Origin of the sequence: Shouchella sp. JSM 1781072 (assembly GCF_041949915.1) — a bacterium.
In the GTDB taxonomy this organism is placed as follows: Bacteria; Bacillota; Bacilli; order Bacillales; family Bacillaceae_D; genus Shouchella.
Map to the genome: position 1 here is coordinate 530,694 of NZ_JBHFQE010000003.1, position 18,124 is coordinate 548,817.

General features: G+C 40.9%; 16 protein-coding genes. 1 reads left to right on the forward strand and 15 read right to left on the reverse strand.

Features of this window, described 5'->3' with window-relative positions; genetic code table 11:
* Positions 1-93: 93 nt before the first annotated feature.
* The 4 genes from ACE1TH_RS16655 to fabZ form a co-directional block, all read right to left on the reverse strand.
* On the reverse strand, positions 94-1,647 hold the full coding sequence (locus ACE1TH_RS16655; RefSeq protein ID WP_255224192.1) for a C40 family peptidase: 1,554 nt from the start codon (positions 1,645-1,647) through the stop codon (positions 94-96).
* A gap of 459 nt (positions 1,648-2,106) precedes the next feature.
* Positions 2,107-3,057, reverse strand: a complete 951-nt coding sequence (locus ACE1TH_RS16660; RefSeq protein WP_255224193.1) for an agmatinase family protein — start codon at positions 3,055-3,057, stop codon at positions 2,107-2,109.
* 114 nt (positions 3,058-3,171) lie between these two features.
* Positions 3,172-5,850 carry a YhgE/Pip family protein gene (locus ACE1TH_RS16665; protein WP_375079577.1) on the reverse strand — a complete coding sequence of 893 codons (2,679 nt, stop codon included), beginning with the start codon at positions 5,848-5,850 and terminating at the stop codon, positions 3,172-3,174.
* Positions 5,851-6,139: 289 nt separating this feature from the next.
* Complete coding sequence (fabZ, locus tag ACE1TH_RS16670; protein WP_255224195.1) at positions 6,140-6,562, reverse strand: 3-hydroxyacyl-ACP dehydratase FabZ; 423 nt, start codon at positions 6,560-6,562, stop codon at positions 6,140-6,142.
* A 139-nt stretch (positions 6,563-6,701) separates the two neighbouring features.
* Between fabZ and ACE1TH_RS16675 the strand changes: the two genes are divergently transcribed.
* The gene (locus tag ACE1TH_RS16675) at positions 6,702-7,466 is read left to right on the forward strand and encodes an alpha/beta hydrolase (RefSeq protein WP_375079578.1); all 765 of its coding nucleotides are present in this window, start codon (positions 6,702-6,704) and stop codon (positions 7,464-7,466) included.
* A gap of 37 nt (positions 7,467-7,503) precedes the next feature.
* Here the strand turns inward: ACE1TH_RS16675 and ACE1TH_RS16680 are convergent, their stop codons facing one another.
* From ACE1TH_RS16680 to spoIID, 11 genes are all read right to left on the reverse strand, one after another.
* Entirely contained in the window at positions 7,504-8,130 is a 627-nt protein-coding gene (locus ACE1TH_RS16680) for an FMN-dependent NADH-azoreductase (RefSeq protein ID WP_099304447.1), read from the reverse strand.
* 104 nt (positions 8,131-8,234) lie between these two features.
* Complete coding sequence (locus ACE1TH_RS16685) at positions 8,235-9,314, reverse strand: Ger(x)C family spore germination protein (protein WP_099304449.1); 1,080 nt, start codon at positions 9,312-9,314, stop codon at positions 8,235-8,237.
* Complete coding sequence (locus ACE1TH_RS16690; protein ID WP_099304451.1) at positions 9,311-10,417, reverse strand: GerAB/ArcD/ProY family transporter; 1,107 nt, start codon at positions 10,415-10,417, stop codon at positions 9,311-9,313. The genes ACE1TH_RS16685 and ACE1TH_RS16690 overlap by 4 nt, the downstream gene beginning before the upstream one ends.
* Before the next feature lie 17 nt (positions 10,418-10,434).
* Entirely contained in the window at positions 10,435-11,952 is a 1,518-nt protein-coding gene (locus tag ACE1TH_RS16695; protein WP_375079579.1) for a spore germination protein, read from the reverse strand.
* A 140-nt stretch (positions 11,953-12,092) separates the two neighbouring features.
* Positions 12,093-12,713, reverse strand: coding sequence for a DNA-directed RNA polymerase subunit beta (locus ACE1TH_RS16700; protein ID WP_099304455.1), 621 nt, complete (start codon positions 12,711-12,713; stop codon positions 12,093-12,095).
* A gap of 20 nt (positions 12,714-12,733) precedes the next feature.
* The gene (locus tag ACE1TH_RS16705) at positions 12,734-13,510 is read right to left on the reverse strand and encodes a flagellar hook-basal body protein (protein ID WP_099304457.1); all 777 of its coding nucleotides are present in this window, start codon (positions 13,508-13,510) and stop codon (positions 12,734-12,736) included.
* Between the two features lie 11 nt (positions 13,511-13,521).
* Positions 13,522-14,310 carry a flagellar hook-basal body protein gene (locus ACE1TH_RS16710; protein WP_099304459.1) on the reverse strand — a complete coding sequence of 263 codons (789 nt, stop codon included), beginning with the start codon at positions 14,308-14,310 and terminating at the stop codon, positions 13,522-13,524.
* 11 nt (positions 14,311-14,321) lie between these two features.
* Positions 14,322-15,326 (reverse strand): rod shape-determining protein, encoded by a 1,005-nt coding sequence (gene mreB, locus ACE1TH_RS16715; RefSeq protein WP_099304461.1) that lies wholly within the window; start codon positions 15,324-15,326, stop codon positions 14,322-14,324.
* A 162-nt stretch (positions 15,327-15,488) separates the two neighbouring features.
* Positions 15,489-15,764 (reverse strand): sporulation transcriptional regulator SpoIIID, encoded by a 276-nt coding sequence (spoIIID, locus tag ACE1TH_RS16720; protein WP_099304463.1) that lies wholly within the window; start codon positions 15,762-15,764, stop codon positions 15,489-15,491.
* Between the two features lie 189 nt (positions 15,765-15,953).
* Positions 15,954-16,784: a stage II sporulation protein SpoIIQ gene (spoIIQ, locus tag ACE1TH_RS16725; protein WP_375079580.1), complete on the reverse strand. Its 831-nt coding sequence runs from the start codon at positions 16,782-16,784 to the stop codon at positions 15,954-15,956.
* Between the two features lie 176 nt (positions 16,785-16,960).
* Complete coding sequence (gene spoIID / locus ACE1TH_RS16730; protein WP_375079581.1) at positions 16,961-17,980, reverse strand: stage II sporulation protein D; 1,020 nt, start codon at positions 17,978-17,980, stop codon at positions 16,961-16,963.
* Positions 17,981-18,124: the final 144 nt, after the last annotated feature.

Sequence of the window (18,124 nt, forward strand, 5' to 3'; positions counted from 1 at the left end):
TATATAAATTGATAACCAATAAATTGGTTTAAACAAGAAAAAGCGTGGTATAGATACATATATCCATACCACGCCTTGTTATTAGTTCTACTCTTAATGCAAGCGTTTTGCACCTAGATATCTTGGACCCCAGTATACATTGTTAAGATCAGACACTTCAACACCACGTGAAGAACCAGTGTGAATGAACTTGTTATCGCCAATATAAATACCGTTGTGCGTCGGACCAGCTGCATATGTCTCAAAGAACACAATATCGCCAACGCTTGGAGAACTTACTGAAGTTCCAGCATTCCACTGAGCTGCTGCTGTACGAGGTACTTCAATTCCATTTTGACGGAAGATGTATTGAATCATTCCGCTACAATCAAAACCTGCAGTTGTTGTTCCTCCCCATAGATAAGGTACACCAATTACTGATTGAGCTGAAGAGATCAATCCTGAAACAACATTGCTTGAGCTAGCAGTAGATGTATTGCTTGTGTTCGTATTTGTTGCTGGCGCTGCATTATTATTTGTGCTTGGCGCTGGAGCGGCTGCATTTGAGCTCTCAGAAGCTGTAGACTCATTGTTTGAAGATGAGCTATTGTTTGAGCTTGTGCTCTCGCTTGAAGACGAGCTATTGTTTGAGCTTGTGCTCTCGCTTGAAGACGAGCTGTTATTTGAGCTTGTGCTCTCGCTTGAAGACGAGCTGTTGTTTGAGCTTGTGCTTTCGCTTGAAGACGAGCTGTCCGTGCTTGCAGGTGCTGGACTACCGTTAAGTGTACTTTGTGTACCTGATCCTACGATACCGTCAACAGAAATACCGTTTGTGCGTTGGAATTCCATAACTGCATTTTTTGTAATCTCACCATAGTACCCAGTTGGCTCTTGATTAAAATAGCCAAGTGTACGTAATTGTTGTTGTAATTCCGTTACATTTTCCCCACGTGTACCTACACGCATAGAAGATGACGTTGATTCTGAAGCTTGCTCTGTAGGCTCTGAAGTTTCTTCTGTTGTCGTTTCTGTTTCCGTCGTTGTTTCTTCAGGCTTTGTTTCTGCAGGCTTCGACTCTGTTGTAGTCGTTTCTGACGCTGCAGGTTGAGCATCTACGTTATTTAACGCCCCACGTGTCTCTGGACCAACAATCCCATCGATTAAACGTAACCCTTGTTCTTTTTGGAACGCAATGACTGCATCACGCGTAATTGAACCATAGTAGCCAGTAGAAGATTGGTTAAAGAAACCTAAAGAGCGCAACTCGTCTTGAAGATTTGTTACATTCTCTCCTCTACTACCAATTCGTAATAAATTTGATTGTTGTGTCGTTGTTTCTTTCTTTGTTTCTGTGTTTGAAGATTTTTTATCTAATAGCGCACCGAATGTCTCAGGCCCCGCAATGCCGTCCACTCGAAGGTTATTTTCTTTTTGATAATCCAATACCGCATCACGCGTATATGTACCAAAATAACCTGTTGCCGTATGATATGTAAAAAATCCTTTATCTTTAAGTATGTTTTGCAGTTCTGTTACATCTTGATGAGACATACCTTGTTTTAATACCTGATCACCGACTGCCGCTTCTGATTCCTGTGGAGCAACTGCTACAACTCCAGCAACAACGGCTGAAGAGAATAAAAATTTGTTTAAAGTTGATTTACTCAAGAGAATGCCTCCTCAAAATTTTAAGATTGATCTAGTTTGTTATGACATGAATGTGTAAGTTAAAATACTACATTATCTTCTTCGACAAGATTGACTAAATTTTACACGATATTTCGCTTCTAATCTATCAATGTAATCAAAATGTAATATTACAATTGTAAGAGAAAACGTCAAAATCCCGATACTATCCCCGTTTTTTGCAGAAAAAAATTTTTCCAATCAGTAGATTACTAGCTTAATGAGACAAAAAAACTCGGTGTCATTTAGACACCAAGTCTATTAAACCGTTTTTATTGTGTAAAGTGACGCTATTATTAGTAAGCAATACGATCGATTTAAAATGGCGAACGCTTTTTCCCCATTGGCACAAGGGCAACAGTCGTTTACGCTTCGCTATTACTTGCGCTCACCGTGTCTTCTTTGACTCGGCCATTACGATCTATTTTGAAATTCAAGCAATCACTTCACAAGACCCTTTGCTTTAATATGTCCTGCCAAGGCATACAGAGCCAGTGTTGAGGCGAAATGAGACGACACATCATTGGCATCTTGCTGTGGATAGACTTCCACAAAATCCATTCCTACTACTCCTCTTGATGTAAATTCGTGGACAAGCGTTAGCAACTCATAGGATGTAAGACCGTTCGTATCGATTGGACCACCTGGGTTATAAGCAACATCTAATACATCGCTACAAACCGATAGATAGACGAAGTCCACATCTTTCGCTGCTTCTTTATAGAGCTTAGCAGCAAACTTTCGAAGATTATCCGTTTCTTTCATTTCTGTAAGTGTATACGTTTTTGCGCCAGCTTCTTGTGCATAACGCCCTGTTTCTGGTTTATTTCTCGGACCATGAATACCAAGGTGCAGCAAGCTTTCGTTTCGAACTTGGTCCAGCTCATAAAGTCGAGCAAATGGCGTAGAACGCGCGTACTTTTCCCCTTCAAAATGGGGCATGTTATCATAGTGCGCATCTAAATGGAGAATGCCGATTTTTTTATCAGGATGTTGCTCCGCTAATCCAGCTAAAATGGGATACGTAATACCGTGGTCGCCTCCAAGGGCAATAGGGAAAGCCTCTTTCTTCCATACACCTTTAGCGAATGTTTGAATTCGTTTCATTGTTTCACCCACATCTGCAGGAACCACGTCAATATCGCCTAAATCGGCAAGCTTTAAGTGTTCAAATACGTCGATGTGGTTCAGTTCAGGTAAATACCCTGAGTAGCGTCCTGATGAGAGACGCATCACTTTAGGACCTAATTCACATCCCGTGTAATCTCCCCATGTTACAGCCCCCTCCCAAGGGACACCATAAATAAGGACATCTGCATCTTGAATCTGTTCAACTGTTCCATTTTTTGCCCCTAAAAAAGGGGGGGTATTTCCATAGATAGGCTCTGTCATCAATGATCGCTCCTCTATAAACCATTTCTCCCTATATTCATACCTGTTTAAAGAAAAAGAAAACATCTTTTCATAGACATGTTGCAACGAAGCAGGTTTTGGGAAGCGAATAATCTAGTCGATCATTCGACTTGATTTTGACTTTGCAGCAGTCGCTTCCATCCGTTTTGCTAGAGGTTTTTTTAACAATAACCCAAAAGCAAGCGCAAGCACAAAGATCAAGATGAGCAATCCGATCATGGACCACACCGTCGGCCATACCATACCAGCTACCGCTTCTCTTAATAAATTAATGGCGTACGTAAACGGCAAGAACGGATTAATTGCTTGAAAAAACGGTGGTGCCACTTGAATTGGAAATGTACCGCCTGCCCCTGATAACTGCAGCACCATCAACACGATGGCTAATGCTTTTCCAATATTCCCGAATACAGAGGCTAAGGTGTAAACAATCGTCATAAACACAAACCCTGTTAGAATCGTAAACAAAATAAAATAAACTGGGTGAGCCGCGTACGTCCCTAATAGAAATAAATTCCCCACGCTCACAATAATTCCTTGCAACAAACTAACGAGTAAAAACAAGACAAGTCGCCCTAAATAAATATGATGATAGCGATAGTCTTCACGCATATCCTTTGGGTGTACATCTGTTTTCAATAAATTAACTAGTAATAACGAGCCCACCCATAAAGACAAAGCTGTATAGAAAGGTGCATTTGCCGATCCATAATTTGGTATTGGATAGAGTTGATTTTCGACAAGTTGGACAGGCTCTCTAAAAAACGCACTCTCTTCTTCAATATCATTCCGCAGGAGCGAGATCATATCGTTTAAATCGTGATTCTCATCAAATTCACGGATTCGATCCGCCGCAGTTCCGACCGATTCCTCTAAATCTGGTAGTTGTTCATTCGAAAACTGTGCGAGTTCAGCTAATGTCTCCTCAAACTGAGGTAAATTCGTTTCAATGACATCAATTACGCTTGATAATTCATTTTCAATCGTTGGCAAATCCTCACGAACAAAATCTGCTGCCTGATGAATCTGATCTTCAATACCAGGAAAATCGTTCGCAAAAAATTCGTTGACGTTGTGAATGAGTTCTTTCATTCGTGGTAATTCCGTTTCAATAAACGCAAGCCCTTCTTGTAGCTGAGCTCGAACCCCCGGTAACTCAGCGAGTAGCGTTTCGATTTGTGCCTCTCCAGAAGCACGTACATCGTCAGCTCGATTGAGTAATGCTTCAATTTCTGGTAACCGTTCTTCCTGTTCCCGAATCGTTGCACCAACGCTGTTTACATCGTCTTGCAGATGGGTTATCCCCGTCTTTATGGTTGTTTTTGATTCGTCATTAAATAAACTTTGTGCCATCTGTGCATGTTCTTGAACCGATGTAACCTGACTACGAATCGAATCAAGCTGACTAGAATCAAGTTCAGATGTAGATTTTAACGTTTCGATTCCTTCGCTAACCACAGATTGTAGTTGATTGACTTGCTCGTTCAGCGCGTGTAGCGTCTGCACGAATGCATCCATTTCATTACTTGATGTTCCCATTTGCAACTGTTCTAAAAACGAAATAGCGTTCGTTAATGCTTCTTGATTTGAGACAAGCAAGCGATTTGCTTGTTCTAATTGTTCAATCGCATTATCGATGCCTTCCCCTGATTCGGCTTGTGCTAACGCTGTTAAGATAAGATCAGTTGCTTGATCAATAATCTGAGCTTGTGTGTTTACCACCTCAATAAACGGATCAACCGCTTGCTCAAGCTGACTTAAGACCTCATTCATTTGTTGCGTATATTGCTCCATATTCCCGCTAATTTGTGTGACAGTCGGCAATGCTTCTTCCGCCCTTACCAGCGCATCTTCCGCTGTTTGGAGAAGTTCCAGCGTATTAGTCAATTGTTGCTCAATCTCATCAAGACGACCATCTACATCGTTAGCTTGCGCGACGATCTCTTCTATTTCTGGTAAAACACGCTCTACCTCCACTAATCGATCAGACACTTGATGAACGGTAGGAAGATAGCCTTCCATTTGTACAATGACATCGGCGCCTTCGTTAATGGTGTCAAACTCATCTTCAACTGCTAGGAATCGATCTAATTTTTCTCTTAACTCCGGCCAATCATTTTGCAAAGCCACCACTTTAGAGCCAACATCATTAATTTCTGGAAAACGATCCTCCAACTCAAAAATGAGCGTTTCAATACGACGAATCGTCGGTAATTCGTTTTCTAACTCGATTCCAATATCATTCAACTGGCTAAATAACGATCGAGAAGCTTCTTCAAGAAACTGCTGGCTAATTTCATCTACAACCGCAGAAGCACCAGCAGAAGTCATTTTAGGCGCAATCGCGTTCATTTTTTCGTTTACTTCATAATGAACTTCTGGCGCTTCGGGATCACCATCAATCACGCTTGTTAGCTGGGCTGAAAATTGTGGTTCAATGTAGACACTTGCATAGTAATCGCCGTTTCGAACACCTTGCTCTGCTTGATCTCTGTCTACAAAAACCCAACCCATTTGATTGTTATCTGCTAAGTTATCAACGAGTTCGTCTCCAACATTAATCGCATCATGATCTACCGTTGCTCCTTCATCTTCATTCACAATCGCTACTTTAATGCCTTCTGTATTGCTGTACGGATCCCAAGAAGCCGCAATATTAAACCAAGCATACAAAGCAGGCAAAAAAGCAAGACCTATCAAAAGAAGCGCAACTAAAGGGACTCTTTTCAAATTCCGAAAATCTTGCTTAATAATCTCAAGCACCTGTCTCATTTGCGTATCGTTCTCCTTCACTCATTACTGATACATATGATACAAGAGAGATCCATAATAGACAATAAATATCCACAAAGAGAGAAAAAGCGTTAAATCCCTTAAGCAGCAACACTTTACAGGTCAAAGATCGACGTAATGCAATCATATAAAATCATGTGAAATTAAGGATCATGCGGTTGTTTTCACACAATATTTCCAGACACAAAAAAAAGCACGTTGAAAGACGCTCCGGTCTTACGTGCTTTTCGTCATATCGATTTTAACAATTGCTCACGTTGGATGAAACTTATTTAAAAGCAAACGTCATGTCTGCTTGAGCGGCCACTTCTCCATCAACATAAGCTACTCCTGTAGCCTTAGCAACAGGACCCTTCATGCGCGTAATCTCAATTTCTAAACGCAGTTGATCACCAGGACGGACTGGTCGTTTAAACTTACATTGATCAATGGCAGCAAATAAGCCAATTTTCGTAGTTTCTTCATGTGCTTTCGCAACGGCAATTCCAGAAACTTGCGCCAGCGCCTCCACAATTAGCACACCTGGCATAACCGGATAGTCTGGAAAATGCCCATTAAAAAATTCTTCGTTTACCGTGACATTTTTTATACCTACTGCACGTTTTCCTGCCTCTAACTCAAGCACCTTGTCCACTAATAAAAATGGATAGCGATGAGGGATTAACGCTTTAATCTCTTCAATTGTTAACACGAAAGACGCCTCCTTCATTCCTTTAAGTTCGCCTTATTCTATCATAACTTCTTCTTGAACCCTAAATGGTAGAGGGTTTTTAAAAGGAACAGCGAATAAACAATTGGACGAGATGATACACTTATAAGGAGAGAATGCAATGGCACTTATACATATGACAAGCTCATTTCAATCGATCGGAAAAGATGCAGGGGTTCAAATCATTTTACCTGATCATGCAGCAGCACCTTATCGCACGCTTTATTTGTTACACGGTTGGAGTGACAATGAAACCGCATGGATGCGCCACACGGCAATTGAACAATTAGCAAACGAATACCAACTAGCTGTTGTCATGCCCGATGTCGGCCTTAGCTACTACACAGATATGGCCTTTGGTGGGAACTATTACACGTTTGTAAGAGAGGAACTTCCACGCTTAGTCGAGCGGCATTTTTCCTTATCAAAAAAAGCAGAAGACCGTTATGTTGCTGGTCTATCCATGGGTGGATTTGGTGCATTTAAACTTGCTTTAAACGACCCACATTCCTATCGAGCGGCAGCAAGTTTTTCCGGGGCCCTTCTTATCGATGAATTGATTAAGATTCATGAAACAAACCAAGAAAAATCGAGGCAACCGTATATGCAAGCGATTTTTGGTTTACAATGTGACGTCTCGCAAACGGAAAACGATCTTCTCTATCAATTGCAACGCATCAAAAACAACTCGACCTCAACCGCCTTCTTTCAATATTGTGGAACCGAAGATTTCCTCTATCCGATGAATCAACTGTTTCGTAAGCATGCAGAGAATTCTTCCCTTCACTTTTTTTATTCAGACGGTCCAGGAGATCATGAGTGGCATTATTGGAATGCATGTTTGTCGAACTGGTTAAAACGCTTAGCTGAGTTACGATTTCTATAAAAAAACGCATGAAAGGATATCCTTTCATGCGTGGCGATTAAAAGCGTTCAGCTACTGCTGCCACTTCTTTTAATCCGTCTTCTACTATCTGATCTTTTTGGTCTGGAGCGGCATTGTGCCCTTCAATCACCAGTTCTTCTGGGTCAATAATGCCCCACAATGAAATGGTCTGACGAACAAGTTTCATTGCCATTTCTGCATTCGCCATTGGGGAGCCTTCAGAATACACGCCACCGCGAGCACTAAGAAGCGCAACCTCTTTGTCTCCTGCTAAGCCAATTGGACCGTTCGCTGTATAGCGGAACGTAAACCCAGCTTGTGCTAGATACGATAAATACGTAATAAGTGGAGCTGGTACAGTGAAATTCCAAAGTGGAAACGCCATGACGACTTTGTCGGCTCTCGAAAACTGCTCTTGGTAGCTTTCAATCGTCGCAACAAGCTTCTGCTCTTCTTCTGTCAGCTCAGCGTCTTGCGCTTTTTTCGTTTGCGCAACAATCGCTTTCTCCCCGTAGTAAGGTAAGTCTTGTTCAAAAAGATTTACCTCTTCAACTGTGTCTTGCTCGTGGTTTTTCTTATATGATTCAACAAACTGATTATACATCTTTACGCTTACGCCGTGTTCATAACGGTCGCTCGCATTAATCATTAGTACATTTGCCATCTCTTTTCATCCTCCTCTAAAAAAATGAACGTTTATCATTGTAACGCTATGGCTGAAAATGTACAGTAGGTACTTTAAGGAAAGATAGTATATAAAAGATACTGCTATTGACTCACGCCTGATTCGACAATGTTTACATCAACCTCCACATCAATCTCCATTTGTTGGAAGATGTCGTACCATTCGTCTTCATCCATATCTCCATTGATTAGTTGCCTTGCACCAAAACCAACTGGATCTATTTGATGCTCTTGCATTAAGGAAATGATCCCTTCAATTCCAGACGTAATATTTTCCGTTGCCGCTTTTACGATTTCAGTAATTCTTTCCTCTGTGATGGATCCACCTGAATACTCGCTAATTCTTGTTTTTATCTCCAAGTTTGCTTTTAATACATTCTTTTCTAAATCAGTATCTAGGTCGAGTTTTGAACGAATTTCCCTTAAAACCGCTACCTCTTCACCTTCATTAAGCGAAATTTCAATTACACCACCATTTTGATAGCCATCTTTAATTAACTTTAAATAGAAGGCCTCTTTTAAATCTATGTCTACTACGAATTGGTCTTTTTTAAAAAGGGCTAATCCATCAATACGAAGGAATTCGTCCGTATAAGACAACATTGGCATAATCGGATCTTTTCCCTTTTCATAGTAAGCCCTCATAAACAAGTGCATATTTGTAAGTGGTAAGTTACCGAATCGAATATTGTGGTCAAGCATATCGCTAAGATAGGTTCCAATTTCAGTTTGTAATGGATATTCCTGACTCAACATCGTATGCGCATCTCCTTTTGTCACACAGAGAAAAGACTTAAGTGCAATCGTCGGGTCACGGTAGTAGGTATCAAGTAGCGCAAAAATCCCCTCTTCCGCTAGCTTGTCCTGCACAACAATTGCAGAGATTTTTCCACCATGAATTGGCCGAGAAGACATCGCATTTAGCAATAAGCGAAGCTGTCTAGTAGAACTTGAAACCGCTGATAATGTCGCATTATTCATTTCTTCCTCAATTGAATAAGCACCCACTGTTGCTGTACCACGAAACAAATCGCCTTCTTCCTGATCAAAACCTACGACCGTAATTAGCTGGAGTTCGTCAATAATATTCGTACGCAAGCTATTAATTGAAGGGAGAATCGCTAACATGCTAATGATGACGAGAATGAACACGTTTTTCTTCATATCGCCTTCCCTCCCTTTTTCCTTCGCTTTCTAAAGAAACTAATTAACAGTAGCAGCGGAATCATCCCAAAAATAAATACTGGTCCAATGTAGTTAATACTCGTATTCAATAAATTGATTGAGGCACGGGTCGTAAATTGATTTGTAATGACAAAAACGAGTATAAGCGTCACTACTAATGTTTTTCGATGCGAAACCTTAAATTGTTGCTTCATTAAACGGCTCGCTGCCCATATCGTTAAAGCGATGTTCGGGAAAATTACCATTAGCCATGCCGCAATACCTATATACTCAACACGTTCAATAAAGACAAAAGAGGCGATTTTCCATGCACTAAGAGTAGGCCATATCGTTAATTCAAGCTGCTCTTCACTATAGTAGACAAATGTTACGAGCGTAATAAACAAATAAGATATCGTCGTGGCCAAGCTACCTAGATGAGCGTATCGCTGGACTTTTTGCTTGTCTTGTAAGAATGGATAGTATACATAAATAAGTTCTGCTCCAGCAAAACTCAGCGTTAACACAAAGGCTGCGTGGAAGAGACTCTTTACATCAGTTGGCAAAAACGGAGACAAATGAAACCATTCCGCATACTCTAAGACCGGCACAATCGTTGGTGTTAAAAGAATGGGCAGCAGGGAAAATAAAAATGTTAGCCCGACTAACACCCGAAATCCCTTTAAAATTGCATAGTATGCAACAAGTAAAAACGCAAGGGCTATGGACCACGTTGTTAATTCGATATAGATCCATACTTGAATAATTTCAATGTATGTACGGAGCACAACAATGGCAAGCGTTGCAAAATAAAGGCTAAAAAGTACAGTTATGAAGCCACCAAGCCATTTTCCGTATAAATATTTTTGAATGGAGTAAAGATCTTGTTCCTGAGTCCGCTTAATGGTTTTGAAGATCATCCATATAATGATTTGATTCACTGCACCAGCAATTAAAACGGATAACCACGATTGGTATCCTGCAATTTCTGCAATATAGCGAGAAAACCCTAACACCCCAACCCCAAATTGTGCACTATGTACAAGAAAAAAAGCCATATACGCCGGAACTTGCAGTTGGTTTGGTGTTTGCTTAGCAGGCATCACGCTGCTCCTTTCCTTTAAAATCCGTCATCAATATCTTTTTTAGGCTCTGGTCGTTTTTTAATAAGGCGTTCCTTTTCCTTTGTCTGTAAAAAACGCGGCCGTAGGTTTTGCATAGGCTGTGGAAGCCGTAAAATCGAATCCTTCATATCATGTAACGAGAACGGATATAAAGGTGCCATATAAGGCCTCCCTAATGATGTCAGAGATAATAAATGGCTTAGAAATAAAACCGAAACCAATGCAATGGCAATCAATCCCCATACTTGAGCGGCTATAATAAACGGAAATCGCGCTAATCGTATCGTTGTGCCCATACGGTAGATTGGAATTGTAAACGACGCTAAGGCCGCTAAAGCGACAATGATCAGCAACACATTGCTCGTTAATCCTGCTTCCACTGCAGCGGTTCCAATTACAATCCCGCCAACGATCCCAATGGTTTGCCCGACTTTCGTTGGCAAACGGGCTCCCGCTTCTCTCAACAATTCAATCGTTACTTCTAAAAAGAGGGCTTCCATTATTGGCGGAAATGGCACAGCCGTTCTTGAAACAACTAAACTTGCAAACAAATCTTGAGGAATAATTTCTGGATGATACGTTAAAATGGCGACATACAATGGCGTTGCAAAAATAGAAAAAAACACGGCCATCAATCGGACTAATCGCAAGGCAGAAGCTGCTTGCCAGGAAAGAAAATAATCTTCAAACGCAGAAAGAAACTCTAACGCTGTTACCGGCATGATTAAAGCTTGTGGAGAACCATTTGTTAACAGCGCAACCTTTCCTTCTAACAAGGCCCCTGCTGTTCGATCTGGTCTTTCTGTGTCAATAATCTGCGGGAAGATTGACCGCCTGTCTTCAATCACGTTTAAAAGCATTGATGCATCTTGAATTTGGTCAATTTCTAAGTCACGGATGCGCTGTGTGACCGTTTGTACATTTTCTTCATTCGCAATAGACTGGCAATAGACAATGTATACCTCTGTTTTTGAGTGAGTACCGACCGTATATTTTTTCATATACAAATCGGAAGAGGGAATACGTTTTCGAATCAAATTCATGTTTACTTCTACAGACTCTATAAAAGATTCTTTTGATCCAAAAACGCTGAATTCAATCTCTGGCACAGTTACTTCACGGTCTTCTTGATAAGAAAGATCTACTAATACGTTCTTTTTCTGCCCATTTTCATAAAACTGAACTAATAATGAGCCTCGCAGTAGCCCTTCATCAGCCTCAAGCGCCGTGTTGCATTCTTTCATTTCTGTTGTGTACAGCTTTTCTTTAAGAATTTCAAACGTGTAGGTGCGAATCCCAGTTAACGGATGGAGCACATGAGAGGGCAGCTTCTGCATATCAATCATCGATTCAAAGAAATGAATCGTGAGTTGCTCATGAGCAAGGCTCGTTTCTTCTCGTTTCACATAATCACTTGATTGACTAGCATGTTTTAAGACTTCTTCAATGGAGCGATAGGAGGCAACCTGTTTTTTTGCGTTATTGCTTTTCTCTTTATTAAAAAAAACCAACATGCTTCCCTCCCCATTTTTTTCTAGTATGTGAGACCTGATTGGATTCATACATCTTTCTTTGCCAATAAAAAAGAGATTGTCCCTAAAGCCTTTGGCATGACTTTAGAAACAATCTCCATTTGTTCATTATGAAATTGTGATTACTGACCTCTAATGGTATCAATAATGTTGTACCAAAGATCAGGGGTAAGAACTTCCCACGTATTGTCTTGACCACCTATAACGGAAAAACCGATAATTAATCCTAGTACGAGCGCTGCACCCGCAAGAACCGTGACAATGATGATTCGTAACCAAATTGGAACAAGACGAATACGTTCTCGCTTATAAGGTTCGTGGTTACCATGTTCCTCTTCTTGTCGTCGCTTTCGTTCTTCCCTAGTCATCTTTTCTTCTGAGGCTGTAGCTTCTTCTGATTCGTGTTGCTCCTCCGTTTCGGCTAGTTGCTCTTCATTAGAAGCGTTCGTGTCTGTTGAAAGGAGTAGTTCCTCACTTTGAACGTCTCCCTCATCTAAGGACACTTCATCGCTTGCACCTGCTGAACCGGCTTTCATTGAGTGAATACCAGCCCCTGTAACAACAGCTCCCTCAAGCTGTTGTTCATCTGCAGAATCTTGTTTATCAGGGTGAGAGCTGTCCTGATTCATTGTATCTTCATTCGGCATCTCACTCGATTTCTCATCCGTCTCTTTTACATCATCTGTATTGGACGAAGCTTCCTCTGACTCTTTTTCTGAAGCATCGCTACTTTCCTTACTCAAGTCCGCACCTCCCCCTCGCCTTAACGTCTAATGTTATTAACGAGGCCAGCCATATCATCAGAAAACGTAAATGCCCTTGCTTGTAGCTGGATTTGTCGCTGTGTCGCAATCAATTGTGTCATCTCTTGACTTATATCCACATTAGACTGCTCAAGTGCTTTTTGCGTCACTTGACCCTCTCCTGCTTGTAAAAATGCAGCATCGTTTAGCTGATACAAAAATTGATTTTCTCCAACTGCTTCTAGAGCTTGAGGTCGTTCAATTTCGGTCAATCCAAATGTCGGCATTACCTGCTCTGTCCCGTCAGCAAGCTCTGCGATGAGCCCCGTACTTTCTAAACGGACCGACGTGGTTGATTGAGGCAGCGTGATCGCTAATCCGTCTGCACCAAGAACGGGATCTCCATTCTTTGTTACGACTGAAAGACCGCCTCCTGTTTCAGAAAAATAAAACGTACCGTCTCTCGTTAATCGTTGACCTTCACTTGTAGCTATTGTAAAGAAAAGATTCGGCTCAGTCAAAGCAAAGTCTAGGGCCCGCTCTGTTTCCTGTATACTTCCTTGAGTCATCGATAAGCCTGTTAAAGATGTTTTCGCGCCAGTCCCTACCCGTAAGCCATGAGGCGTTGAACGACTTTCATTTGGTTGATTTGTATATTCAGAAGAGAGCACATCGGAAAAAGAAACCGACCGTCCTTTAAATCCGACTGTGTGGGCGTTCGCAATATTATTCGAAAGTGTCTCCAGTTTTCTTTGAAGTTGATTAAGCGTTGCTGCTGAACCATACCCAGATATCATGTCGAGCCCCCTTAATTAATCCGTCCGACTTCATTAACGGTTTTTTCTAAGCTTTGATCGTATGCTTGAATGACTTTTTGATTGGCTTCAAATAAGCGATAAGCTTGGAGCATTTCGTTCATCGTTCTTGTCACATCGACATTGCTATTTTCAAGCGCATATTGTTGCACCGAAAACGTATTATTTGTTTCATAAGCGGATTGCATAATGGTTTGATCATCTCGTACGTATCCATTGCCTTCTTTACTTAACGCATTCGTATCTTCTGCTATCATCACTTCAATGGTCCCTATCTCTTCTCCATCGACTGTGATGATTCCATTAGGTTGCACGGTAAATGAATCGTTTTGTACTTGTAACGGATTTCCGTCCGTTCCTAAAACAATTCCACCACTTCCCGTCACTAACGTACCATTCGCATCAACTTGGAAATTTCCGTTGCGTGTATAGCGCGTTCCGTTTTCTGTGTCGATCGCGAAAAAGATTGCTTGGTTTTCTTCAGCGCCGGTTTGTATTAAAGCGACATCTGTTGCTTGTCCAGTTTGTTGAATATCACCTTGAGCAGCATTCATTAAATGCTCCTGCAAGTACACTGCTGTTGGGAGCTCACCGACAACTTGCCGATTCTGTAAGGATTGTGCGTTATTCGCTTGCATCAGCATCGTTGGAAAAGAACGCGTCACCGATTGATCTGCTTTATAGCCTGTCGTATTTGAGTTAGCGAGGTTATTGGATAATTGATCTTGACGATACTGCATAGAAAGCATTCCACTCGTTGCTGTATAAAAGCCTTTTAACATGTGCGACCTCCTTAAATTTGAACCTTTTTATTCGACATTCGATCAAGATTCTCTAATAAAATGCCTGTTCCTGTCGCTACACAATGCATCGGCTCTTCTGCGATTAAAACGGGTATTTTCAGCTCTTCCGCAAGTAACGTATCGATTCCGTGCAAATAAGCACCTCCACCGGTTAACATCACACCACGATCAATAATGTCGGCTGATAGTTCGGGAGGTGTTTTTTCTAAAACTTGTTTTGCTGCTTGTACAATATAGTCAACAGACTCGACAAGCGCCTTTTCAATTTCTTCTGATCGAATGGTGATGTTCCGCGGTAAACCAGTGACCATATCTCGCCCGCGAATATCCATTTGTTCATTCCGTGCTCCCGGGAATACGGTCGCCACTTGCTTCTTAATTTCTTCCGCCGTCCGTTCGCCAATGAGGAGCTTGTACGCTTTTTTAATATAAGACAAAATGTCAGAATCAAAGCGATCGCCTGCCACTTTAATTGACGATGCCGTCACAACATCGCCCATTGATAGCACGGCAATGTCTGTTGTTCCACCGCCAATGTCCACGACCATGTTTCCACTTGGTTGAAAAATGTCCATGCCAGCACCGATTGCTGCAACTTTTGGCTCTTCTTCTAAATAAATGTTTTTGCTTCCTGTTTTTTCAACGGCTTCACGAATTGCTTTTTGTTCAACCGACGTAATATTTGTCGGGCAACAGACTAAAATCCGAGGTTTAGAGAATAGACCTTTCACATTGATCTTGTTTAAGAAGTGTTTTAACATCGACTCTGTCATCTCAAAGTTCGCTATGACACCGTCCTTCATTGGACGAATAGCTACAATATTTCCAGGTGTACGTCCAACCATGCGAAAGGCTTCTTCTCCTACAGCTAACACTCGTTTTGTCGTCGTATCGAGGGCTACGACCGACGGCTCATCTAAAACAATCCCTCGACCTTTGACATAAATAAGTACATTTGCTGTTCCTAAATCAATTCCAATATCACGACCAAGCATGACTTTATTCCCCCTTCTTTCTTGTCACAATTTATAGGGTGGTGTGCGTAAACGTCCGATTCTTATGTATTGTGTACCTGATTCTTTATTTAAAGACGCACTTTTTACCTATTATAAATAGTAACACAAATTAGGGAGAAACGACCTTATTTGTCGAAATATTTATCTTTGAGTCTTGACAGCGGGTTGTTCAACTTTTCGGTACTTTACTTTCGTCGCTTCACCGCCCCTTAAATGGCGAATCGACTTGTGGTACTCAAGAATCTCTTTCACGTCGTTAGCAAGCTCTGGATTTATCTCAGGTAACCGTTCAGTGAGATCCTTGTGTACAGTACTTTTTGAGACTCCAAATTCTTTTGCAATCGTTCGTACAGTCTTTTTCGTCTCAACGATGTACTTACCTATCTTGATGGTTCGCTCTTTGATGTAATCGTGCACACGACTCGCCTCCCTGATTCTGTTAAGGTGATTGATAAAGTGTATTAGGAAGTCGAGCATGATATACCACATTTTCACAGAGTTTATCTCTTTTTCAAAAAAATCAGATCGTTTAATTTAAAAGGAGTCATCTCACAATGAAAAAAGCATAGCTCGTAAAATACGCGCTATGCTCGCCAATTAAAATGATTATTCTGTTGTGCCTTCTAAATCGTTTTCAGCAGAAGGCTCGTTTTCTTCTGGCTTTTCGTTTTCATCAGGCTTTTGATTTTCATCTGGTTTTTCATTTTCTTCTTTTTCGTTCTCTTTTTCTTTTTCTTTTTCTTTTTCTTTCTCTTCACCTTGAGGTGCAAAAGCAGCGATATCTTCTACCGACTTTTCAATTGCATCCATTGGATTTACAGCAACACCATCTTGACGTACTTCAAAATGTACGTGGACGCCTGCTTCTTGATTATAAGAATTGCTTCCCGCTTCGCCAATGACATCACCTTGTGAAATCTCTTGACCTTGTTCCACTTCCATTGATGATAGACTTGAGTAATGAGTGACTACGCCATCGCCGTGATCAACTTCAACCACAAAACCAAGTAACGAATCTTTCATTGCTTTTGTGACGTTTCCGCTCATAGAAGCCATAACTGGGAACGCAGTCTGATCTTTACTTGCAAAATCGATCCCTTTGTTTTCTACATACATGTTGTTAAAATAAACAATAGCTTGCTCTTGCTCGTCTGCTTCAGCTTGTGCATCGTAAAAGATTCCAACTCTATCGAAATCCGCTTCGTTCTCTACTGGTAAATGAAAGGATTCATTTGCAACATCTACAGGAGCTGTTGGCTCTTCTGTTTGTTCAGGACCTTCACTAATCTCTAATTCTCTTTCTGTATCTTCACCACTTTGAAGAAATAAAACTGTACTCAAAAGACCAGCAGCAGCAGCAAGATAAACACTTGGCAATACCCAACGCTTACGCATCAAATTTTGGATTTTGTTTGAAGAATTTTTTTCTTCTTTCATTTCTCATCACCTCTGTCAACCATTCTGAGCAAATTACTAGAAATATATACATTCGAACAAAAAATTTTTTTGTTAATTGTCGTTTTCGTTAAAACCTGTTCATATCAACGGTTTATGAAAGAGATTTACACACAAAAAAAGCTGCTCTTCTATAGAAAAGTCAGCTTGTTTATCACCTATTCTTCCATTTCCTTCATCATTTCTATGGTTACATCGAAATAATAGTGTTCAATAATCTCTTTATATGTTTTTCCTTCTTTTGCCATTCCGTTTGCACCAAATTGGCTCATTCCAACCCCATGGCCCCATCCTTTCGTTTGAATCAATATTTGGTTTCCATTCATAAACCAGGAAAAATCAGACGAATCCAAATCAAGTTTTTCGCGAATGTCTCTTCCTGTAAATTGCTTATCGCCTATTTGAACACGTTCGACTCTTCCACCTTTTGTACGCGCTTGAATTTCACCAATTGACCCATCACCAGCTAATGTCACGCCTAGTTTTTGCTCAAATTCCTGAACGGGGATTGCTTTTTCTTCTTCAAATCGAGGAGATTCATGATCCCACGGGCTTTCAACACTTTTTAAATAAGGAATTTCCTGAGCCCAATAATCTTCCGAGTTCTCTGTAAAGCCATTACTTGTAGAAAAAAATGCTGCCGTAATGGGCTGTTCATTATACACAATCACCTGGCCTGCTGTCGCAAGGACCGCCTCTTCTACTTTCGACCAGTTTTCCTCAAATGCATCGCCCCATTTTTCTTTAAGCTCTTCTTTATTTAGAAAAACCTGATGATTTACGGTATCTGTGACGAGTGCTTCTTCAGGTACGTTTCTACTCTCTTCATCGAGCCTTAATTGCGCCATTACGTATGTTTGGGCAGCTAATGACTGCGCCTTTAGCGCCTCTAACTCGTATTCAACTGGCATTTCCGAAGCAACGACTCCGATTACGTAATCCGTTAAAGGAATTGATTCAACTTCTTCTTTTTGCGAACGATACACGTCAATTTCAAGTTCTGGTACTGTAACTTCTGACTGGACTTTCGGTTCACTGGACTGGCTTGTCTTTTCTAAAGGAGCTATTTTGAATGGCCCTTTTTCTTCTTGAGCACTTCCATTCATACTAACCATCGCCGCTGGTATTAGAAGGATGACTACGATTAATAGGATCGCTACAATTAAAATACGTTTCATGGCATTCCTCCTACATATAACAGTTACTTACTTTAAAGACTATGAAAACAATGGATAAAAAAGACGTTTTTTCTACAGCAAAAAAGCATGCCGATATTGGCATGCTTTCTTGATTTCATACAATTGTTCTACAAGATCTAACTA